The organism is Streptomyces longisporoflavus (assembly GCF_014649775.1).
In the GTDB taxonomy this organism is placed as follows: domain Bacteria; phylum Actinomycetota; class Actinomycetes; order Streptomycetales; family Streptomycetaceae; genus Streptomyces; species Streptomyces longisporoflavus.
The window spans coordinates 92476-112276 of sequence record NZ_BMTR01000005.1; the positions used below are offsets into that span (position 1 = coordinate 92476).

Here is a 19801-nt window from a genome sequence, read left to right on the forward strand (position 1 = left end):
CCCACCACATGGCGTTACGTCCTTCGGGCGTGTAGCAGCAGGATCGACGAAGCGCTCGGCACCGCGCAGGCGAGCCGGTCCAGGGTGCGCAGCGGGCGCGGTACGCCGTGGAAGGGCGCACCGGCGACCCGTACGACCTCGAAGCCGGACGCGGCGACGAACTCGCGCAGCGCGCGGGCGGTGTAGAGCCGCAGGTGCCCGACGACCTCGCTGCCCGGACGGCCGTGGATGCCGCGCAGGCTGACCTCCGAGAAGACGGGCTGCACCCCCGCGAGCAGGAGCCCGCGGTTGTACCAGGCGGCGAGGTTGGGCGTGGACAGCATCAGGTGTCCGCCCGGCCTGAGCACTCTGCGCAGCTCGTCGAGCGCGCTGTCCGGGTCGACGAGATGCTCGATGACCTCGCTGAAAAGCACGGCGTCGGCGGCACCGTCCGCGAACGGGAGCCCGCCGTCGGTGAGTTCGCCGCGCACGACGTACGGCAGCTGTGCGTGGGCCCGCTTGAGCGCGTCCTGGGACCAGTCGACGCCGACCACGCGGTGTCCCGCGAGGAGCGGCGCGGCGGTCGCCGCCGCGGTGCCGTCGCCGCAGCCGATGTCCAGGACGACGGAGGTGCGGGTGGTGGCGGGGCCGATGGCCTCGGCCAGCATCCGGGCCTGGCGGAGGCTGCGGGCGTCGCCGGACGCGACGGGGACGGAGGGGTCCTCGTAGAAGTCCCGCAGGTCGCGGGGCGCGGTACTGGTGCTCGTCATCGCTTCGTTCCCTCCTCCGTGTGCTCGGTGGCGTGGAGGTAGTGCTCGAAGAGGTCGCGCAGGTGGGCGCCGTCACCGCTGCTGAGCAGGGACTTCGACCAGCGAAGGGCGACGTGCAGGCGCCCGGCGGTGGCCGCCGTGGTCACCGTCAGGCCGCGGGGCAGCCGGGCGGGCGCCGAGAACCAGACGGCGTGCGCGCGCCCGGCGTCGCCGAAGTCGAGGGGGTAGGGGACACGCCCGATGTTGCTGAGCAGCGTCGTGGACGTCCAGGGCGCGGCGGCCCTGCGCAGGCCGCGCGTGACGGCGGCTCTGAGCGTGACGGGCAGGACGGGCGAGGTCAGCAGGGCGGCGCTGCGGCCGAGTTGGGGGCGTGGGAGTGCCTTGAGGGTGCGGGTGCGTTCGGCGGTACGGCGCAGGAGCGTGCCGATGTCCTCGGGGCCCCAGTCTTCCGAGGTCAACTCGGCCGCGCTGAAGGGCACTTCCACGAGGCGGGTGCCGTTACCGATCGGCATGTCCATGCTGCGGGGGCGGTCGTCGACGGGCATGGTGATGCGAAACGGCTTGGGCCGCGCCCCGTGCTCCCTGTTCCAGTGCGCGATCATCAGCGCCGTCGCCACCATGAGCTGGTCGTTCACGGTGAACGGCGCACCCTTGGGACGCCGCGGGACGGCAAGCTCGGCGACGAGCATGCCGTTGCCGGGAGAGGGCTCGGGCGTGCCGCGCGAGACGCGGGCAGGCGGAGCCCAGCCACCGGGCGCGTCCCCGACGGGCTCCGCGCCGCTCTCGGCCGCGGAGGACGAAGGCGTACGCACAGGAGGCGCGGCGGGCGAGTTGTCCTGCCCGTCGTACAACTCGGCGGCGGTGGCGAGCACACGCAGACAGGCGGGCCCGTCGAGGGCGGTGTGGTTGATGGTGAGGAAGAGGACGCTGCCCTTGCCGGCCCCCGGAGCGTCGGGTTCGCCGGCCGGGCCGCTGTCCCCGCCCGGCCGGGTGCCGGCCGCACCGGCAGCCGGTACCGCCACGTCGCCGGAGACACGGCCCCGGTCGTCACTCCCGGCGGAGGCGGCCGTGCCGGGCACCTCCTCGGCCGCGATCACCTCCAGGCGGATCGGAGGGGACGACGACAAGGGCGGGGCCTCGGAGAGGGAGCGGGTGCGGGCCTTCTTGAGGGCGTCCCGCTCCGGGGGCGGGAACGTCACCACCTCCACGTCCGGCTCCGCCGTCAGCTCCCACTCGTAGCGGCGGCGGTACCAGGGCCCCCGCGCCTCCCGCATCAGGATGCGCGGGTGGCGGCGCAGGGCCTCGGCGAACGCGGCCTTCAGGCGGGCCGGGTCCGGGGTGCCGGGCAGGTGGACCTCGATGTGTACCGTCTCCGGCTCCTCCTCCTGGAGGCAGTGCCGGGCGACCTCGTCGACGACGGGGAACGGCACGCGCTCCGGGCGCCGTTCGGGTCCGTCCGCGTGACGTGCCGGCTGATCGAGTGCGGTCATCGGTCGTTGTCCTCCCCGGGGGCGGACGGCGCCGCGGCTCCCGCGAGCCCCTCCGTCGTCCTTGTCCTGCGCCGCCTGAAGCGCGTGGTCCGCGCGGTTCGCGCGCCCGGCGGCGGAAGTTCCGGCTGGGCGGACGCGGGACCCCTGGCGGAGATGGTCGAACTCGCGGCCCGCTGTGCGCCACCCGCGTCCATACTGCCGCCACCTCCCGCCTCCGCGCCCGGCCCGCTCTCCCCGCGCTTCCGGCGGGGCAGCCGTGTCGTACCCGGGTCCGGGTCGGGCCCGAGCGGCAGCGTGCTGCCGGCCGGGGGCGGCGGCATCACCGGGGGAGCGGCGGGCGGCGGCTGGTGCGGGGGAGGCTCCCACGCGCCGGCCCCGCCACCGTCACCGGTGCCACCCGCGTCGGAACGAGTGCCCGCGGCGGCGCCCCGCACACTCACCAGCGCCGCGAACAGCGCTATGAGAGCCAGGAGTTGGGCCGCGGGGCTGAAGGCGCCCGCGTCGGACGTGGTCGGTTCACCGGCGTTCACCGCGGCCACGATCCCCGCCGCCGCCATCGCCGCGAAGGCGAGCGGGACGAGCAGCGCGTGCCGGCGCCACGCGAGCAGCGCGAGCACGGGCACAAGGAGTGCGAACCAGCCCGCGATCACCACGCCCACCAGCGTCAGCACCACCGTGCCCGGGATCAGACCCGGCGCGGGCGGCGCCACATCAGGCCCGTCCGGGTTCGGCTCGCGGCGCCGGATCAGGACCAGGGCGATCAGGGCGATGATGCCCGCGGCGCCGCCGATCAGGCCGATCTCGTAGATCCGCGACGGCTCGTACGACAGCTTGACCGTGCCGCCCTCGCCGCCGGGGACCAGGAATCCCTGCTGCCAGCCGTCGAGCCGTACGGACGACAGCTCCTTGCCGTTCAGCGTGGCCTTCCAGCCGTCGTTGACGTTCTCGTACGTCGTGAGGTACGAGGCCGCGCCCGCGCCCACCGCCAACTCGCGCCGGTCGCCCAGCCAGTCCTTGACGTTCAGGGAGCGCGACTCCTCGTCGACCGCCCCCGGCGTCCCCTGCGTCAGCGAGACGTCCATGAGGGAGAGCGGGCCCGCGTCACCGGCCTCGACGGTGTGCTCGCCGGAGCCGAGCGACATCGTCGTGTTCTCCGAGCCCCGCGAGCACAGCGTCACCTCGACGGGCCGCCGCTCGACCAGATCCCGTACGGAACCCTTCGCGCTCGTCGCGTGCAGCTTGCCGTCAACGGCGAGATCCGGGCCCTCTCCGCAGGCGAGCTCGAACTTCTCCGAGACCGGCGGCTGCTCCGTGCGGAACTTGTCAAGGGCCGGGACGTAGACCTCGGTGAGACCCACCGGCAGCTGCAACTGGGCGTCGGCCACCGGGTTGTGGACCGTCAGCGGCGCGGTCTGCGTGACGGTGATCGTCAGCTCGTCCGTGGTGATCGGCGCGAACCGCGCGTTGCCGTTCTCGTCGACCCCGGCGACCGCCGCGCCGTCCGGCGAACTGATCTCGATCTTCTCGGGGCGTGTCGAGAGCCCGCCCGCCGCGGGCAGGACGATCTCGTCGATCTCCTGCTTGCCCTGCCACTTCAGATGGACCACCGGACTGTCGCCGGCGATCCACGCCGTCGTCAGATCGCCGTCCGTGAGATTGCGCGGGGACAGACCGCCGCCGAGCTTCGACGTGGAGTCGGCGCTCGCGATGATCTGGTCCTTCTGCTCCGGAGCCACCTTGTAGAGCAGCTCGTCGAGCTCGGGCCCCGGCACGGCGAGCGCGCTCGCGCTCACCTCGTACTCGCCCTCGGCCGGTGTCGTGAAGCGGCGGTGCAGACCCGACTCGGCGTTCACCGCGTTCAGCGCGCCCGGGTCGGACGAACGGTGCATCGAGTACGTCGTCGCCTCGGCGCCCGCCGCCGCGTCGCGGCCCGCGCCGGACCCGGTGTCCTTCGGCAGCTGGAGCAGCTTCGTCACACGCACACCCGGCACGGTGATCTCCGAGAACCCGGCGCCCGTCAGACCCTCCCTGCCGATCTGCGCGTCGACGATGGTGACCTTCAGCCAGCTCGACTCACCCGCGGGCGCCTTGATGCGCTGCCGCATGCCGTTGGGCTGGAGGAAGCTCGTACGGCTGCCCTGCTCCGTCTCCACCCGCACCCGGGTGGGCGCGGCCCGCACGCCCTCCTGCGGCAGCGGGATGACCCTGATCGAGGACGGGATCGACTCCTTCGACCTGAACTCCGCCTTGATCCAGGCGCCCTTCGGCTTGCCGGGACTGCCCTCGGCCCATGCCGTGGCCGGGTTGCCGTCGAAGGCGTTCACCGGGTCGTACTGCGGCAGATGGAAGAGCCAGTTGCCGTAGCTCGACGCCGTCACGGACTTCGCGCCGCGCAGCACCGCCGTCGTCTGGTGCTCGATCCCCTCGGTGGGCAGGATCTGGTGCGGCTTCTTGCCCGGATCCTGGAGGGCGCCGCTCGCGTTGTGTTCGCCCGCTGTGTATGTGTACGAGGTGTTGGAGCTGACCAGGCCGAAGCGCGTGTCGGCGCGGCGCAGGCCGTCACCGACCGCCTGGAGCGCGGGAGTGCCGACGCCCGGGTGGTTGTCGCCCGTCAGGACGGAGGGACGGTCCCGCATCGAGGGGTCCGCGGACAGCTGGAGCAGCGCCTCGGGGCCGCCGCTCACCACGGCCGTGTTCGAGACCGGCTTGATCCCGGCCTGCCCCGGCCGCTCGGCGCCCGACTTCGGGGCGTAGATCTCCACCGCGCGCTCGCGCGGGTAGAGGCCCTCGACCTGGAGGGGCGTGTCGTTGGGGATGATCCCGCCGGTCTCGGTCGGACCGAAGCCGGTGACACGGTCGAAGCCCGACTCCTCCAGGGTCCGCTTCACGGTCGAGGTCGGCACGTTGCCGATCTGGTCGGGGTCGAGGTCGTTGCGTACGACGACGTAGTACAGGCCCGCGCGCGTCAGGTAGTCCTGGAGGCCGGGGACCGCGCCGCCCGTCGCGAGCGCCTGCTCCACGGCGTCCATCGCCCGCCGGTTGCCGGGCGTGCCGAACGGTACGTAGTCCCGCTGCGCCCAGCGCGAGTCGGCGAGCACGTCGAGGGGCTGGTCGATGGGCGAGCCCCAGGTGTAGATGCCGTGCGCGGTGGCGGGCACCACGAGCGCGCGGGAGTCGGGGGAGTACTTCTCCAGCCAGTCGGCCGTCGCCTGCCAGTACGTCGGCAGCTTCTTGAACGAGCCGGGCTGCAGGATCGAGCCGTTCAGATAGGGGAAGGCGAGGCCGGGCAGCACGAGCAGGGCGGCGATCAGCGGGGCGTAGCGCCGTCCGCGCACCGGGCGCGCCCCGCGCGACTGCGCGGCCACGCCCACCAGGTGCATCAGACCGAAGACCAGGGCGAGCGCGAGGCCCGTCTGGAACTTGTAGATGTTGCGGAAGGGGACGAGCCCGCCGTTCAGCCACGACTGCACGGTGTCGTGGAAGGGAGCGCCGAACGCGCCGCCGTAACCGGCGAGCGTGACGAGGGCGACCGAGAGCACGGTCAGGACGAGCCAGCGCCGCTCGGGCACGTCGCGCCGCGCGAGCCCGGCGAGACCCAGGGCGGCGGCGAACGCCGAGCAGACCACGACGATCCCGGCCGTCGCGACCGTCCACCCCGCGGGCAGCCACGCCTCGCCGAAGTTGAGGTACGCGACCCAGTTGCCGGCGCCGCGCAGTGCCTCCGTGGCCGACATCGTGCCGGTCGTGGTGGCCGAGGTCTCCACGTACGGGAGGAAGTTCTCGCCGTAGATGCCGAGCATCAACAACGGCACCACCCACCAGGCGGTGGCGAGGATGACGCCGGGCACCCACCAGAGGATCAGCTTCCGCTTGCGCGGTCCGTTCGGTCTGGAAAGGAGATACAGGCCCACCGGCAGCAGGGACGCCAGCGTCGCCGCCGCGTTCACGCCGCCCATGAAGGGGATGAAGAGCGCCGAGCGCAGGGCGGCCGAGCGCGCGCTGACGCGGTCGTTCGTCAGCGGGAGCAGCACCCACGGCAGCAGGGCGCCGGGCAGCGCCGCGGCCGACGTCGACCCGACGACCACCGTGAACGTCGGCCACAGGGCGTACACCACCGCGCCGAGCAGGCGGCTCGAACCGCTGCCGATCCGCATCCGCTCGGCGAGCCGCAGCACGCCCCAGAACGCGGTGGCCACGATCAGCGAGAGCCAGAGCCGCTCCGCGAGCCACACCGGGAGCTGGACGAGGTCCGCCAGACCGTAGAACGGCAGCATCGGCCACGCATAGCCGACGTACTGGTCCTGGATGCCGCCGAAGCCGCCCCGGTCATGCCAGAGCTGGCCCAGGTCGGAGAGGAACTGCCAGGGGTCGACGGCGACCCCCAGCTTGGTGTCGAAGGTCATCCGCCCCGGCTGCACGACCAGGAAGAGGACGAAGACCACGGCCCAGAACCCGAACAGCCAGCGCTTGGAGCGCGGCCCCCGTCCGGGTTCGGGGGCGTCAGCCGTGGGCCGGACAGACGCCGGGGGTGGGGCCTGCACCGTGGTCATGGACACCGCCTGAGGATGAGGAGGAGATTCCAGGTGGCGAACTCGCGTACACCCGGCACTTTGGTGATGGCACCGGCCAGGAAGGGCCAGTAGCGGGACCGTGCGGACACGACGGACACGTCGCCCCTCGCCCGCACCTGGCGCAGGGTCGGGCCGACGTGGTGGGCGAAGAGGTTCTCGCCGAGCGTGTGTTTGGCTGCCTTGCCGGTACGCCGTTCGTAGCGGGCCCGCGCGCGGGCGCCGCCCAGGTAGTGCCAGGGCGCCCACTCGTGGCCGCCCCACGGCGAGTACCAGTTGGTGAAGGAGACGTAGATCAGACCGCCGGGCCTGGTCACCCGCACCATCTCGCTGAGGAACGTCTGCGGATCGTCGACGTGCTCCAGGACGTTGGAGGAGAAGGTGACGTCGGCCGCGCCGTCCGCCAGGGGGAGCAGATAGCCGTCGGCGACGACGGCGCCCTCCGGCGGCTTGGCGCCCAGCTCGGCCAGGTCGGGCTCGAAGAGGAAACTCTGCGCGCCGCGCCGCCGGAACTCCTCGGTGAAGTAGCCCCCGCCGCCGCCGACATCGACGACGACCTGGCCCTTGACCGGTCCGTAGGCCTCGACCTGGTCGGCGGCGTCACGTGCGAGCAGGGTGTAACACCGCTCGGGCTCCTGCTGCTCGCGCATGAAGGCCCGGAAGAGGGTGACGGAACGGCGCAGGGACGGGTCCTTCACACGGACCCCTGGGATGCCCCGGGCGTGGACGGGTGCGCGGACCGGCTCGTCGTCCGGTGCGTTGTCTGGTTCGTCGTCTGGTGCGTCTGGTGCGCGGCGACCGCCTCGGCGGCCACCGCCTGGAACTCGCGCACGGTATTGGCCCACCGGTAGCCGGTGGCCCGTTCGCTCGCCGCCTTGCCGAAGGTCTCCCTGCGTTCCGCGCTCAGCGCCAGAGTGCACCAGGCGGCGGCGAAGGAACTCTCGCCGCGGGCGAGCAGCCCCGTCACGCCGTCCTCGATGGAGTCACGTACGCCCGGTACGTCGAAGCCGATGGCAGGCGTCGAACGGGTCGCCGCCTCGGTGATCACCAGGCCCCAGCCCTCCACGGCCGAGGGATGGAGCAGCATCCAGGCCTCGCAGAGCAGCCGGTGCTTCTCCGCCTCGGAGACATGGCCCCTGAACTCCACGCCGGGACCGGCGAGTTGTTGCAGCCGCCCCAGTTCGGGGCCGTCGCCCACGATCACCAGACGTCCTCCGGTGACGGGTCTGACGCGCTCCCAGAGGCGCAGGAGCAGGTCGATGCGCTTGTACTCGACGAGCCGTCCCATCGCGAGGAACAGCGGCTCGTCGGAGCGGGGGTGCAGTGTGCCCGGCTCCTCGACCCCGTTGTGGACTATCCGTATTCGCTCGCGCTCGACGCCTATCGCGCGCAGCGCGGTGGCCGTGGACGGAGATACGGCCACCAGGAGATTGCCGCGCTGGGCGCCGGAGAGCGACCAGTGTTCGAGTCTTCGGCCGAGCCGGGCGGCGGGGGCGAGCGCGCCCTGGAAGCGCATCCCCCACAGATCGGTGTGGACGTGGTTGACCAGGCACAGCGTGGGCCCGCGGTGCCACAGCGGCGCCAGGTAGGGCATGCCGTTGCAGACTTCGACCAGCAGGTCGCAGTCGCCGACCTGCCGGGTGAAGGCGGAACGCGAGCGCAGATAGTGGCCGAGGTCGCCGCCCGCCGAGACGACGCGGTAGTCGCGGAAGGCCGCAGGGCCCCCGCACAGCAGGGTGACCTCGTGGCCCAGCTTGCTCAGGCCGTCGGCCAGCCGGTCGACGAGCAGTTCGGATCCGCCCGCGGCGGGGTTCGCGAGATCGCGGCGGGCCAGGAAAACGATTCGGCCCGGCTGCGGGGGAAGTGCCGGAAGCCGTTGCGCGACCCGCGGGGTGGCGGCGCGCAGCGGAGAAGGCACGTGCTGGGGCATGCGTGCTCCAACTCGTCAGGGTGCGGAACCGTGAGGCGCTTATGGGGGGTTGCACCGTTCGGGGGTCGCTTGCGGACGTGCTGTGCTCGGACTGTGCGGGGGCGTGCTCTACGCGTACGTGCTGTACGCGTATGTGCCGTGCGGGGGCGTGCCGTGCTCGGACTGTGCCGGGGTGGTGCGGGGACTGTGCTCGGGGTGGGGTCGTTAGTTTTCGCCGCAGTCTTCGACGCGGCTACTCACCGAAGTGACAAGTTCTGGGCTTTCAACGGCTGACGTCTCATCACATCGTGCTGGGTTGCAGGGTGGTTGGGGACGTATCGCCATTCGGACCGTTCGGCTCCGCCGCGCTGCCCGGGCCGTTCGTCCCTTGTGTCCCGCTGTCGGACCGTCGTCCCCGCAGCACCAGGACGCCTCCCGCGATCGCGAGCAGCCCACCCAGCACGGCCGCTCCCACGGGCAGCGTCACGCCGATCAGCTCCAGCCGGCTGCTGTCGTCGTCGGCGAGCTTGACCTGCGCCTTCTGCGTCTTCGTCGTGAACGCGATGCGCTTGCTGTCGAGCAGCACCGTCTCGTCCTTGTCCGAGCCGGGGGCGCGCAGCGTCTTGCGGGGGCCGATCGCCGCGTAGATGATCCGGCCCGTGCGCTTGTCGGCGACCAGCTCGACGCCGTGGTTGGCGTACCACTCCTCGGCCAGCACGTTGCTGCGCCGGGGCTGGCCCACCAGACGGCCCGGCACCAGACGGGTCCCGGTCTTGGCCGGCTTCACCTTGGCGGTGAAGCGGTAGCCCTCGTACCCCTGGATCTTCTTGGTGCCCCGGAAGGTCAGCGGGACGGTCGCGCCCAGGGTGTTGTCCCACCAGATGTAGGAGCGTTTCTGCACGTCGAAGGGGAACTTGAGGTAGGCCTCGCCCTCGAAGTACGGCTTCTCGTCGCAGCAGTGCACCGGTCTGTTGGTCTTGCGGTCGGTGACCCAGCGCTCCGTCGTGAACTGGAGCGAGTCGTGCGGGTCGGCGGCCGGAAGCGACGAGTCCGGATCGACGGACGTGACCACGTCCCAGACCGCGTGCTCGTCGTTGCTGTCGTCCACGTCGCCGCGCACCTGACGCGTGATCGTGAGGTTCTTGTCGTGCACGGTCTTGATCTTGTCGGTGTCGAAATAGCTGCCCGTGCCCTTGAAGACGGTGGTGGTGTCGATGTCGACGGGCGTGCGTTTGGCTCGTGGCTCGACGTACCACGCGAGCATCGGGGCCAGGACGAGCAGAAAAACGCCCAGACCGAGGAGAATCAGCGAGAGGGGTGAAGCTGTGCGGCGCATCCGGCACTCCTGGGGGCGGGTGAGAAGTGTTACCGAGCCGTATGGGGCCGGAACGCTAGGCGGACCCTTGACGAAGTGTCAATGCCGTGATGAGACTGTGCACTTGCCGGACGGGGCCGGTAAGGGACTGTGCGCCTGACGTCAACTGACATCCGCACGACCAGGGTGGGGACGACCTCCAGCAGAGAGGCTGACCCTAGACATGCACCGATTGCTAGCCGCCGGTCTGACCGTCGTGGCCGCCGCGGCACTCGCCGTGGGCGCCGCGTTCGGCATCGTCGCTCTCCTGGGCGCGACACCGGACCAGCCCAACACGCCACTCGTGCACTACGAGACTCCCCCTCGGGGACAGTGAGTGGCCGTGCCCGTGACCGAGAGCCAGGGTTCCCTGTCCGTCCGCTCGGCCTGGCGCGACGTACCGCCCGTGCTCGTCAGGCGGTTCGCGGCGCTCGCCCTGGACGAAGTGCCCGCCCTGGCCCAGGACATACTGCGGGAGATCCGCGCCGAGTACCCCGGCCTGCCCGTCGTCCTCGACGACTCGGGCGAGCCCATGGCGCTCATCGGCATACGCCGTGCCCTGGAGGGGTTCGTCCAGCAGATCGCGTCCGCCGAGGGGCGCCCCCGCTATCCGCTGGAGGTCTTCCAGGAGTTCGGCAGGGGCGAGGGCCTGCACGGCCGCAGTCTCGACTCGCTCCAGGCGATCTACCGGCTCGGCGTACGGCTCGCCTGGCGCCGCCTCGCGGAGATCGGCCAGCAGATCGAGATCCCGCCGCCTGCCATGTACGAACTCGCCGAGTCGGGCTTCGAGTATCTGGACGGCCTGGTCGACCAGTCCGTCCGCGGGTACGCCGAGGCCGCGGCCCGGCAGGAGGGCGAACGGCTGCGCCTGCAACGCAAGTTGATGGAGCTCCTGCTCTCCGAGCGGCGCGGCGAATCCGGGGCCGGATCGTCGGCCGATCCCGGTTCCGGTCCTGGTTTCGGTTCCGGCTCCGGTTCGCACTCCGGGCAGCGGCAGCCCGGCGCCCGCAGCGCGCTCGACGAACGGGCCGCCCGCGTCGGCTGGCAGCTGCCCGAGCGCGTCGCCGTCGGCGTACTGCTTCGCCCGGCGAGGGACGCCGTGGCGCCCGCCGTGGGCCAGGGCGTGCTGCTCGACATGGAGGCCGAACAACCCCGCCTCGTCGTCCCCGACCCCGAAGCGGCGGGCCGCCCCGAGCTCCTGCGGCGCGCCATGACGGGCTGGTCCGGCGCCATCGGCCCGCCCGTACCGCTCGCCGACGCCGCGAAGTCACTGCGCTGGGCGGAGGCCGCGGTCCGTCTGATGGAACGCGGACTGCTGCCCTCCGGCGAGGTCCTGCACTGCACCGAGCACACCGAGGCCCTGGTCCTGCTCCAGCCCGAGGAGCTCATCGAGGACCTGGCCCGCCGCTGCCTCGCCCCGCTCGCGCACTGCGGCCCCGCGCACGGCCGCCGCCTCGCCGAGACGCTGCTCGCCTGGCTGGAGACGCGGGGCGGCGCACCGGAGGTCGCGGCGCGCCTCGGCGTGCATCCGCAGACGGTGCGCTACCGCCTGCGGCAGATCAGGGAGCTGTGGGGCGACGAGGTCGACGATCCCGACCGCCGCTTCGAGCTGGAACTGGTGCTCAGGGCGCGCAGGTTGCGGGGCGAGCTCGGCCGGGTGGGCTGAGCGGGGGTGTGCGGGTAGCCTGCGGCAATGGACATAGCGGTACGCGCGCAGGCAGCACTCGGCGAGGGCCCCACCTGGGATCATGCCGCCCAGCGGCTGATCTGGGTCGACATTCTCAGCTCCCGCGTGCACACGTACGACCCGTCGAACGGACGCCGCTCGGTCATGGCCACCGAGCAGCACGTCGGCGCCGCGAAGCCGCGCGCGGGCGGCGGTCTCGTGGTCAACCTCCGGGACGGCGTCGCGCTCTACGACTCCATGGCCGACGGCGGCGCGTTCCGCTGGCTGCACCACGAACCCGTGCCGGGCCGCCGGGGCAACGACGCGGCGGTCGCCCCCGACGGCTCGCTCTGGGCGGGCACGATGCGCTACGACGAGGCGACGGGCGGCGGCAACCTCATCAGGCTGACCGGCGACGGCACCGTGACCGAGGTCCTCGACGACGTGTCCGTCAGCAACGGCACGGGGTGGAGCCCGGACGGCCGCCTGATGTACTACATCGACACCCTGACCCGGCGCATCGACGTACTGGACCTGGGCGAGGACCAACTCCCCACCGCGCGACGGACCTTGGTGGCGATCGAGCCCGAGGCCGGATACCCGGACGGGCTCGCCGTCGACGCCGACGGCTGCGTCTGGGTCGCCCTGTGGGACGGAGCGGCCGTGCGCCGTTACACCCCCTCCGGCGCCCTGGACCGGGTGATCAAACTCCCGGTGGCCCGCCCGACCGCGTGCGCGTTCGGCGGCGCGGGTCTGCGCGACCTCTACATCACGTCCGCCTGTACGGGACTTGAGGCGCCGCACCCCTTGTCCGGATCCGTGCTGGTCGTGCCGGACGCCGGGCAGGGCCTGGAGCAGCCGCCGTTCGCCGGTTAGGACGGCCACGTCCCGGGACCCACGAGGGCCGGGGCTCCCGCGGCCGGCGCGGAAGAGGCGGTTTGCCCCATAGCGGAAGCGGACTCCCTCGGAATATTCGATTCCGCACACAACCTTCACGGCAGCGGCTTCCTCTGTTACCCGCGGCTCACTTAGCCTCCATGCCTCATGGACTACTGCCACCCGTGCCACCGGCACCTCAACGGCGCCCTGGCCTGCCCGGGGTGCGGAACCCCGGCCGATGCCTGCCGTGAGTACGCGGAGGCGGTCACCGCGCAGAGCGAACCGGACGGTTCCGGGCGCGCGTCCGACGGCGAGACCCCGCGCGGCAGGGGCCGCCGCCGGGAGCGGGAGCGGGGGCGTCGGGAGCGCGGTCGCCGGGCGCACCGGCGCAGACGCCGCAAGGTCCTGCTGATCACCGCCGGGCTCGCGCTCGCGGCCGGCGGTCTGAGTCTGGCCGAGCTTGGCATCGAGGGCCCTTCGGAGGAACCTGCGGCGGCGTCGTCCCCGGACGGCGGAACGGGCAAGTCCGCGTCACGGACCCCGGACGACCCCGAGAGCGGTACGGCGGCGGAGGCCGAGTCCGCAGCGGACACATCGGCCGGCCCCTCGGCATCCGCATCGGCGTCCGAGTCCGCGAAGGACAAGAAGTCCAGGGAGTCCAGGGAGTCGAAGAAGGCCGAGGACGGCGAGAAGCCGGACGAAGCCGGGACGGACCCGGACCCTGATTCTTCCGCTCCGGTCACGACCTCCGCACCAGGCACCCCCGGCTCGCCGGACACCCCCGGAACCACCCGCCCCACACCCCCGCCGACCACGCAGCAGCCGGACCCGACACCCGAGCCGGAGCCTTCCGAGACGTGCGACCGCTTCCTGTGGTGGTGCACGTAGGCGATCGGCCCCGGGGCGGGAGGGTCAGGCCCCGCCCTCGCCGTTCTCGCCGACCATCCTGCGCAGCAGCGCGCGCAGCGAGAGCCGCTCCTCGCGGGAGAGCTCGGCCAGCGGCTCGCGCGCGAAGTCGAGCGACTCGCGCAGGCTGCGGGCGACCGTCCGGCCCTCCTCCGTCGGCGCGGCCAGCTTCACGCGGCGGTCGGCGGGGTCGGGCCGCCGCTCGACGAGTCCGCGCACCTCGAGCCGGTCGATGATCCCCGTGATGTTCGACGGCTCGCACTTCAGCTTCTTGGCTATGCGACGCATGGGCAGGGGCTCCAGGGAGAGCAGCCCGAGGACGCGCGCCTGCGCCCCGGTGAGGGCGTGCTTGCCCGCCGCGGCGTCGTACTCCTCGTGGTAGCGCGCGACGACCGTGCCGATGAGCTCGACGACTTCGAGCGTCAGGGGGTCGGTGCGCGGGGAACGGGAGCTGGTGGTGGCCATGTACTCCAGATTACCCCGTTGCTTGACATCATGAAATATCTAGGAGCATGGTTGTTTCATAACCTGAAGCATTTCCGCTACGCCAGCCTGCCGGCGACGGCAGCCTGAGCAGGAGGAGGACGCCCGCATGTCCGTCACCCCCGAGGCCTCCGGGTCCGCGCAGCTCCCCGACGTCAGCCGCGAATGGCACCTCGTGCGCCGCCCGCACGGCTGGCCGGTGCCGGAGGACTTCGCGCTGCGCGAGGCCCCTGTCTCCGCCCCGGCCGACGGCCAGATCCTGGTCCGCAACCTGCACTTCTCCGTGGACCCGTACATGCGCGGCCGGATGAACGACGTGAAGTCGTACACCCCGCCGTTCAAGCTGGACGAGCCCATGCAGGGCGGCGCGGTCGGCGAGGTCGTCGCGTCGAACGCCGAGGGCTACGAGGTGGGCGACAACGTCCTGCACTTCGCCGGCTGGCGCGAGTACGCGACCGTCCCCGCCAAGCACGCCACCAAGGTGGACGCGCAGGTCGCGCCCCTCTCGGCGTACCTCGGCGTGCTCGGCATGACGGGCCTGACCGCGTACGCGGGCCTCTTCGAGGTCGCCTCCTTCAAGGAGGGCGACGCGGTCTTCGTCTCCGGTGCCGCGGGCGCCGTCGGCTCCCAGGTCGGCCAGATGGCCAAGCTCAAGGGCGCCTCGCGCGTCATCGGCTCGGCGGGCTCGGACGAGAAGGTCAAGAAGCTCGTGGAGGAGTACGGCTTCGACGCCGCGTTCAACTACAAGGAGTCGAAGCCGGTCGTGGAGCAGCTGAAGGAAGCGGCCCCCGACGGCATCGACGTCTACTTCGACAACGTCGGCGGCGAGCACCTCGAAGCGGCCATCAGCCGCATGAACGTGCACGGCCGCGCCACGATCTGCGGCATGATCGCGGGCTACAACGACACCGAGCCGACGCCGGGCCCGCGCAACATGGCCATGATCATCGGCAAGCGCCTGCGCCTCCAGGGCGTGCTCGTCGGGGACCACGAGGACCTGCAGTCGCAGTTCGTCTCGGAGGTCTCCGAGTGGATCCGCTCCGGCGAGCTCAAGTACGACGAGACGTTCGTCGAGGGCGTCGAGAACGGCGTGGACGCGTTCCTCGGCATGCTGCGCGGCGAGAACACCGGAAAGATGATCGTTTCCCTGGCCTGAGACCCGGGCACCCGAGGGGCACCACCGGAAGCGCTATTCCGGCATCCGATAAAGTGATTCCACATTGTCGCGACTGTGGGCGCGCATCGCGGAACATCACAGGAGGAACCGGCACTTATGTCCATCCAGCAGATCGACGTCAAGTACACCGCCGTCGCCACCGCCGAGAACGGCCGTGACGGCCGCGTCGCCACCGACGACGGCAAGCTCGACGTCGTCGTGAACCCGCCGAAGGAGATGGGCGGCAGCGGCGCCGGCACCAACCCCGAGCAGCTCTTCGCGGCCGGCTACAGCGCCTGCTTCCAGGGCGCGCTCGGCGTCGTCGCCCGCAAGGAGAACGCCGACATCTCCGGCTCGACCGTGACCGCCAAGGTCGGCATCGGCTCGACCGAGGCCGGCGGCTTCGGCCTTGAGGTGGCGATCGTCGCCTCCATCCCGAACGTGGACGCGGCCACCGCGCAGTCCCTGATCGAGAAGGCGCACCAGGTGTGCCCGTACTCGAACGCCACGCGCGGCAACATCAAGGTGGAGCTCGCGGTCGCCTGACGCGCGCTCTTGTCTGACGCCGTACGCAGGGCCGCACCCCGGACAAGGGGTGCGGCCCTGCGTCATGCCGGTCTGCGGGTGACGGCCGCCGTGTGGATGGCCCGCACGAGGGGCTCGTCCTCCGGGACCGGACCGCCGGGGAAGGGGAACCGGCGCCGCGTGTACCCGTAGGCGAGCCCGCTGCGCGGATCGGTGAACGCCTGTGAGCCGCCCACGCCCTTGTGCCCGATGGACCCCGCGCCGAGGAACGGGTACCCGGCTTCGGCGGTGTTCTGGAAGCCCACCCCGTACGACTTGTGGGCCTGCAGCACCAGGTCGTACCCGTTGGAATGGATCTGCCCGAACTCGGCCACGGTGTCCGGCTTCAGGAGCGGGTTCCGCCCGTCGAGCCCGGTGACGGCCGCCGCGTACATCGCGGCGAGGCCGCGCGCTGAGGCGACACCGCCGGCGGACGCGGGCCCTTCGGCGCGCACCCGGCGGGAGTTGGGCAGCGCCTCCAGGTCGGTGGGGTGCGCGCCGTTGCGGTTGAAGGCGATGGAGTTCAGGGTGCCGGGCTGTGGCGGCCGCGCGTCGAGGAAGGCCTGCTCCGTGACGGACGGGATCATGGGCAGGACGGGCCGGAAGCGGGGTTCGAGCGCCTCGGGAAGCCCGAGGTAGAAGTCAAGACCGAACGGGGCGCGAACCCGCTCCTCGTACACCGCTTGAAGTGTCTGCCCGGTGGCCCGGAACACGACCTCGCCGGCCAGCGCGCCGATGGACAGGGCGTGGTAGCCGAAGGCGGCGCCGGGACGCCAGTAGGGACGCTGGCCCGCCAGGCGCGCGGCGACGGCGCGATCGTCGGTGACCTCGTCCGGCGTGAACCCGGAGTCGGCGCCGACGATGCCCGCGCGGTGCGAGAGAAGCTCCCTGAGGGTGACGCCCCCCTTTCCCTCGGCGGCGAACTCCGGCCAGTAGTGCGCCACTTCGCGGTCCAGGTCCAGGGCGCCGTCCTGGACGAGGAGGGCGACGACGAGGTATGCCGCGCCCTTGGTGGAGGAGTAGACGCCGAACAGCGTGTCGGGCCCGGTGCCGGGCCCGACCCACAGGTCGACGACCTGCTGTCCCCTCACGTACGCGAAGAGCTGCGCGGCGTGGTCGGGCTTCTCCGCCGCCAGCAGCGCGGTGAACTCGTCCCGGACGGCTTCGTATCCGGCCGCGGTGGTGCCTTGCACTTTGATCTCGCGGGTCATGTGTTCTCGGTACCTCCCTGCGTGCTGCCGGCTGCGCCAGGGCGTCCTCAAACGCCGGACGGCTGAAAACTCAGCCTGTCCGGCGATTGAGGACGAACTCGGCGCAGCCGGTGATGACGGTACGTACAAGGCCCCCGCGCCGAGCGGGTTTTCGGGAAGGGGCGGGGTTGGGGAAAAGCCCCGCCGGGATCTCAGCCCCGTCCCACGCTCAGCAACGCCCTCCCCACCTGCGGGAACACTCCCTTGGGGTGGTCCCGGAAGAGTGGCTCCGTGCCGAACAGGACCACACGGGACCCCGCAGCGGCCCCGCTGACGACAGAGGGCTGACCCGCGGCATCCGCGGGACCGCCCGCACCGTCGACCGCCCGCCAATGCCCGGATACCAGCGGATTCCCGCCCCCGTAGGACTGCTCGACCCGCACCCCGCTCCCCAGCCCGGTAAACCACATCGGCGCGTACACGAACGAATGCGACGGCGCACCCCCGGTGACGGAACCACCGGCATTCAGCACCCGCACCACACCATTGGCATCCCCGTTCCCGGAGACAGCCGTCACGGAGAGCAACTTCGCGTCGGAGTTCAACGAGGCCCCCTCAGGCCCACGCCCGACGAGCCCGCCGCCCCCGGCGAGGAACGAGTCGAGCCCGGCCTTCGCCCCGGCGTTCAGCTCCCCGTACGAAAGCCCCGCCGACACGAACAGCGCGTCCGCCCCCGACTTCTTCCAGTCGAACCCGGCGTTGAGGATGTCCGTCGACACCGGCACGACATCGAAGTTCATCTCCCGCAGGGCGAACAGCTCACCGGGAGTGACGGCCGCGGCGACCCGAGTCGACCGGACCGAGGCGCCGCCCTTCGCCTTCGTCGCGTCGAAGGCGACGTCGTACTTCCGCGCCGCCACGAGCGCCGCGCCCCGTGCCGACGACGGCAGGATCACGCTTCCGCCATCGGCCCGGCGCACGGAAGTACCGCGCGCGAGAAGCCAGTTCAGGGCGGCGACCTCCCGCGCGTCGTCGAGTCGCAGTCGCAGGTCCCCGCGCGAGGCGACATGCCCGACCCGCGACGCGGAGTCCACGGCGCCCGAGCGCACCCCGGACAGCGAGCCACCCTTCACCGGGTCCACCGTCGCGCCCCACAGCCGCCCGAGGCTCCACCCCGAGATGTCGTACATGGTGGACACCTTGTCGCTGATGTCGCGTCCGTCGGCGAGCATCACGTTGGCGAGGCCGCGCTTGGGCTGCCGCATGTCGATGACGTACGAACCCTCGGCGTACGAGGTCCCGCCGAGCCTGAAGTCCCTTGTGGCGCGGCGCACTTCGACGTCATTGTCGAGCAGGTGCTCCACGAGGCGCGAAGCTGCCGCCGCCGAACGCTGGCCGCGCTGCCCCTTCTCCTCGCCCCGCGGGATCACGTACGCGCGGGGGAAGTCGGTCGTGTACACGTCCTCCGGACCGATGCCGGGCACCCCGGGCACGGTCTCCGGCGAGACCGGCACCTGCTTGGCGCCCGTCGCGCCCCGCCGGAACGTCTCGATCTGGTCGGCGATCACCGAGGTGCGGTGCTCCTGCGTGTACTTGAGCGTCGCCGACATCGCCGCTCCCGCGATGTCCACGTTGATCGCGGACCGCCGCCGCAGCTCCGGCACCGGAAGCTCGTCGTACTCGTCGTTGTTGACGGCCATCGGGAACTCGATGGTGTGCGCGGCGACCGCGCCGTGGAACGGCATGTACTGCGGGGTGAAGATCGGCGGCCAGTCGTCCCAGCCCTCCTCCTGGTCGCGGAAGGGGATGATCGCCGGTTCGACGCCGTCCTTCCCGGGGGTGTAGCCGAGGCCGTTGACCGCGGCCTCCATGCCGAGGGCGTTGGCGTAGGTGTTCTTGAGGAAGAGGTCGTACTCGTAGTTCTCGCCGTGCGGGGGCGTCGTCGGCTCGATGAGCGTGCCATTGACGTACCCGTGCAGGTCGATCACGACCGCGGGCTGCTTGTCGACGGCGATCTGCCGCATCGCGCGGACCTCGGGCTGCGAGGCGGTGATGAAGTCACGGTTGAGGTCGAAGCCGTTGGCGTTGGCGCGGGTGCCCGCGATACGGCCGTCCGGGTTGGCCGTGACGTTGAAGTAGAGGCGGTTGTGCGCGAGCAGGTCCTTGGTCTTGGTGTCCTTGGCCTTCGCGAGTTTCTCGATGAGCCCGAGGGCGGCGTCCGTGCCCTCCCACTCGTTGCCGTGGATGTTGTTGTTGATGAAGACCGGCGTCTTGTACGAGGACTTCACCGCCGGGTCCTTGGCGGCGGACGCGGGTTCGTTCTCGATGAGCTCGCGCATCCGCTCCTGGCGGGCCGTCTCCCTGGCGGACTCGGGGGAGGTGACCGTCACCAGGTAGAGCTGGTGGCCGCCAGCCGAACGGCCCGCGATCTCGACGCTGACCCGGTCGCCGATGCCCTGGATGTCGTTCAGCTTCGGGGCTATGGAGTGATAGGGGGCAAGCCCCAGCTTTATCGATTTGTCGGCAGGATTGACGGCAGGCGGAGTGAGCTTCTGCTCGCGGGGATAACCGCGGTTCTTGCCGCTGCCGAGGCCGGGACTCCCGGCGGCTCCCAGCGCGCGGTCGGCGGCGCTCTCGGGGCCCTTCGCGGCCCGTTCGGTGCTGCTGAGGGGCGAGCCCTCGCGGAGGATGTCGCGGCCGCCGGGACGGGGGTCGGCACTCGCGCTGCCGGGGACGAGCGTGGTGAGGAGCAGGGCGCCCGCCGAAGCGAGGGCGGTAAGCAGAACGGGCCTGGCCGGAACCGGTCTGGATGGCCGGGATATCCCCATGCGTACCTCCTGAAGATGAGCCTGAAGTGGACCTGAACTGAGCCTGAAAAGAACCGCGG

General features: G+C 71.6%; 15 protein-coding genes. 6 read left to right on the plus strand and 9 right to left on the minus strand.

Going from position 1 to position 19801, the window contains the following annotated elements; translation table 11 throughout:
* Positions 1 to 14: 14 nt before the first annotated feature.
* The 6 genes from IE226_RS11870 to pgfA form a co-directional block, all read right to left on the minus strand.
* A complete protein-coding gene (locus IE226_RS11870) occupies positions 15 to 749 on the minus strand; it encodes a class I SAM-dependent methyltransferase (protein ID WP_190081087.1) in 735 nt (244 codons plus the stop codon).
* Entirely contained in the window at positions 746 to 2239 is a 1494-nt protein-coding gene (locus IE226_RS11875) for a condensation protein (protein ID WP_190081088.1), read from the minus strand. Before IE226_RS11875 ends, IE226_RS11870 begins: the two co-directional genes overlap by 4 nt.
* Positions 2236 to 6795, minus strand: coding sequence for an alpha-(1->3)-arabinofuranosyltransferase domain-containing protein (locus IE226_RS11880; RefSeq protein WP_444546076.1), 4560 nt, complete (start codon positions 6793 to 6795; stop codon positions 2236 to 2238). The genes IE226_RS11875 and IE226_RS11880 overlap by 4 nt, the downstream gene beginning before the upstream one ends.
* The gene (locus IE226_RS11885; RefSeq protein WP_229870791.1) at positions 6786 to 7505 is read right to left on the minus strand and encodes a class I SAM-dependent methyltransferase; all 720 of its coding nucleotides are present in this window, start codon (positions 7503 to 7505) and stop codon (positions 6786 to 6788) included. The genes IE226_RS11880 and IE226_RS11885 overlap by 10 nt, the downstream gene beginning before the upstream one ends.
* Positions 7502 to 8737 carry a glycosyltransferase family 4 protein gene (locus IE226_RS11890; RefSeq protein ID WP_190081090.1) on the minus strand — a complete coding sequence of 412 codons (1236 nt, stop codon included), beginning with the start codon at positions 8735 to 8737 and terminating at the stop codon, positions 7502 to 7504. The genes IE226_RS11885 and IE226_RS11890 overlap by 4 nt, the downstream gene beginning before the upstream one ends.
* Positions 8738 to 9017: 280 nt before the next feature.
* Complete coding sequence (gene pgfA, locus IE226_RS11895; protein WP_190081091.1) at positions 9018 to 10052, minus strand: cell envelope lipid trafficking protein PgfA; 1035 nt, start codon at positions 10050 to 10052, stop codon at positions 9018 to 9020.
* A gap of 202 nt (positions 10053 to 10254) precedes the next feature.
* On the opposite strand from pgfA, the gene IE226_RS11900 reads away from it, so the two are divergent.
* The 4 genes from IE226_RS11900 (at position 10255) to IE226_RS11915 (ending at position 13503) form a co-directional block, all read left to right on the plus strand.
* Positions 10255 to 10407 carry a hypothetical protein gene (locus IE226_RS11900; protein ID WP_190081092.1) on the plus strand — a complete coding sequence of 51 codons (153 nt, stop codon included), beginning with the start codon at positions 10255 to 10257 and terminating at the stop codon, positions 10405 to 10407.
* A gap of 6 nt (positions 10408 to 10413) precedes the next feature.
* On the plus strand, positions 10414 to 11736 hold the full coding sequence (locus IE226_RS11905; RefSeq protein WP_373306932.1) for a PucR family transcriptional regulator: 1323 nt from the start codon (positions 10414 to 10416) through the stop codon (positions 11734 to 11736).
* Between the two features lie 27 nt (positions 11737 to 11763).
* Positions 11764 to 12612 (plus strand): SMP-30/gluconolactonase/LRE family protein, encoded by an 849-nt coding sequence (locus tag IE226_RS11910; protein WP_190081093.1) that lies wholly within the window; start codon positions 11764 to 11766, stop codon positions 12610 to 12612.
* A 168-nt stretch (positions 12613 to 12780) separates the two neighbouring features.
* Positions 12781 to 13503: an SCO2400 family protein gene (locus tag IE226_RS11915; protein ID WP_190081094.1), complete on the plus strand. Its 723-nt coding sequence runs from the start codon at positions 12781 to 12783 to the stop codon at positions 13501 to 13503.
* A gap of 24 nt (positions 13504 to 13527) precedes the next feature.
* Here the strand turns inward: IE226_RS11915 and IE226_RS11920 are convergent, their stop codons facing one another.
* Positions 13528 to 13986, minus strand: coding sequence for a MarR family winged helix-turn-helix transcriptional regulator (locus IE226_RS11920; protein WP_190081095.1), 459 nt, complete (start codon positions 13984 to 13986; stop codon positions 13528 to 13530).
* A 127-nt stretch (positions 13987 to 14113) separates the two neighbouring features.
* On the opposite strand from IE226_RS11920, the gene IE226_RS11925 reads away from it, so the two are divergent.
* Together IE226_RS11925 and IE226_RS11930 are read left to right on the plus strand one after the other, a co-directional pair.
* Complete coding sequence (locus IE226_RS11925) at positions 14114 to 15160, plus strand: NADP-dependent oxidoreductase (protein ID WP_190081096.1); 1047 nt, start codon at positions 14114 to 14116, stop codon at positions 15158 to 15160.
* A 117-nt stretch (positions 15161 to 15277) separates the two neighbouring features.
* Positions 15278 to 15706 carry an organic hydroperoxide resistance protein gene (locus IE226_RS11930; protein WP_190081097.1) on the plus strand — a complete coding sequence of 143 codons (429 nt, stop codon included), beginning with the start codon at positions 15278 to 15280 and terminating at the stop codon, positions 15704 to 15706.
* Between the two features lie 62 nt (positions 15707 to 15768).
* Here the strand turns inward: IE226_RS11930 and IE226_RS11935 are convergent, their stop codons facing one another.
* Both IE226_RS11935 and IE226_RS11940 read right to left on the minus strand, forming a co-directional pair.
* Positions 15769 to 16935, minus strand: coding sequence for a serine hydrolase domain-containing protein (locus IE226_RS11935; protein ID WP_190081098.1), 1167 nt, complete (start codon positions 16933 to 16935; stop codon positions 15769 to 15771).
* Between the two features lie 191 nt (positions 16936 to 17126).
* Entirely contained in the window at positions 17127 to 19742 is a 2616-nt protein-coding gene (locus tag IE226_RS11940; RefSeq protein ID WP_190081099.1) for a M14 family zinc carboxypeptidase, read from the minus strand.
* Positions 19743 to 19801 lie beyond the last annotated feature (59 nt).

Excerpts from the sequence above, each read along its gene's own strand:
- IE226_RS11870 (WP_190081087.1), bottom strand. The coding sequence starts at position 749 with ATGACGAGCACCAGTACCGCGCCCCGCGACCTGCGGGACTTCTACGAG.
- IE226_RS11875 (WP_190081088.1), bottom strand. The coding sequence starts at position 2,239 with ATGACCGCACTCGATCAGCCGGCACGTCACGCGGACGGACCCGAACGG.
- IE226_RS11890 (WP_190081090.1), bottom strand. The coding sequence starts at position 8,737 with ATGCCCCAGCACGTGCCTTCTCCGCTGCGCGCCGCCACCCCGCGGGTC.
- pgfA (WP_190081091.1), bottom strand. The coding sequence starts at position 10,052 with ATGCGCCGCACAGCTTCACCCCTCTCGCTGATTCTCCTCGGTCTGGGC.
- IE226_RS11900 (WP_190081092.1), top strand. The coding sequence starts at position 10,255 with ATGCACCGATTGCTAGCCGCCGGTCTGACCGTCGTGGCCGCCGCGGCA.
- IE226_RS11910 (WP_190081093.1), top strand. The coding sequence starts at position 11,764 with ATGGACATAGCGGTACGCGCGCAGGCAGCACTCGGCGAGGGCCCCACC.
- IE226_RS11915 (WP_190081094.1), top strand. The coding sequence starts at position 12,781 with ATGGACTACTGCCACCCGTGCCACCGGCACCTCAACGGCGCCCTGGCC.
- IE226_RS11920 (WP_190081095.1), bottom strand. The coding sequence starts at position 13,986 with ATGGCCACCACCAGCTCCCGTTCCCCGCGCACCGACCCCCTGACGCTC.
- IE226_RS11925 (WP_190081096.1), top strand. The coding sequence starts at position 14,114 with ATGTCCGTCACCCCCGAGGCCTCCGGGTCCGCGCAGCTCCCCGACGTC.
- IE226_RS11930 (WP_190081097.1), top strand. The coding sequence starts at position 15,278 with ATGTCCATCCAGCAGATCGACGTCAAGTACACCGCCGTCGCCACCGCC.
- IE226_RS11935 (WP_190081098.1), bottom strand. The coding sequence starts at position 16,935 with ATGACCCGCGAGATCAAAGTGCAAGGCACCACCGCGGCCGGATACGAA.
- IE226_RS11940 (WP_190081099.1), bottom strand. The coding sequence starts at position 19,742 with ATGGGGATATCCCGGCCATCCAGACCGGTTCCGGCCAGGCCCGTTCTG.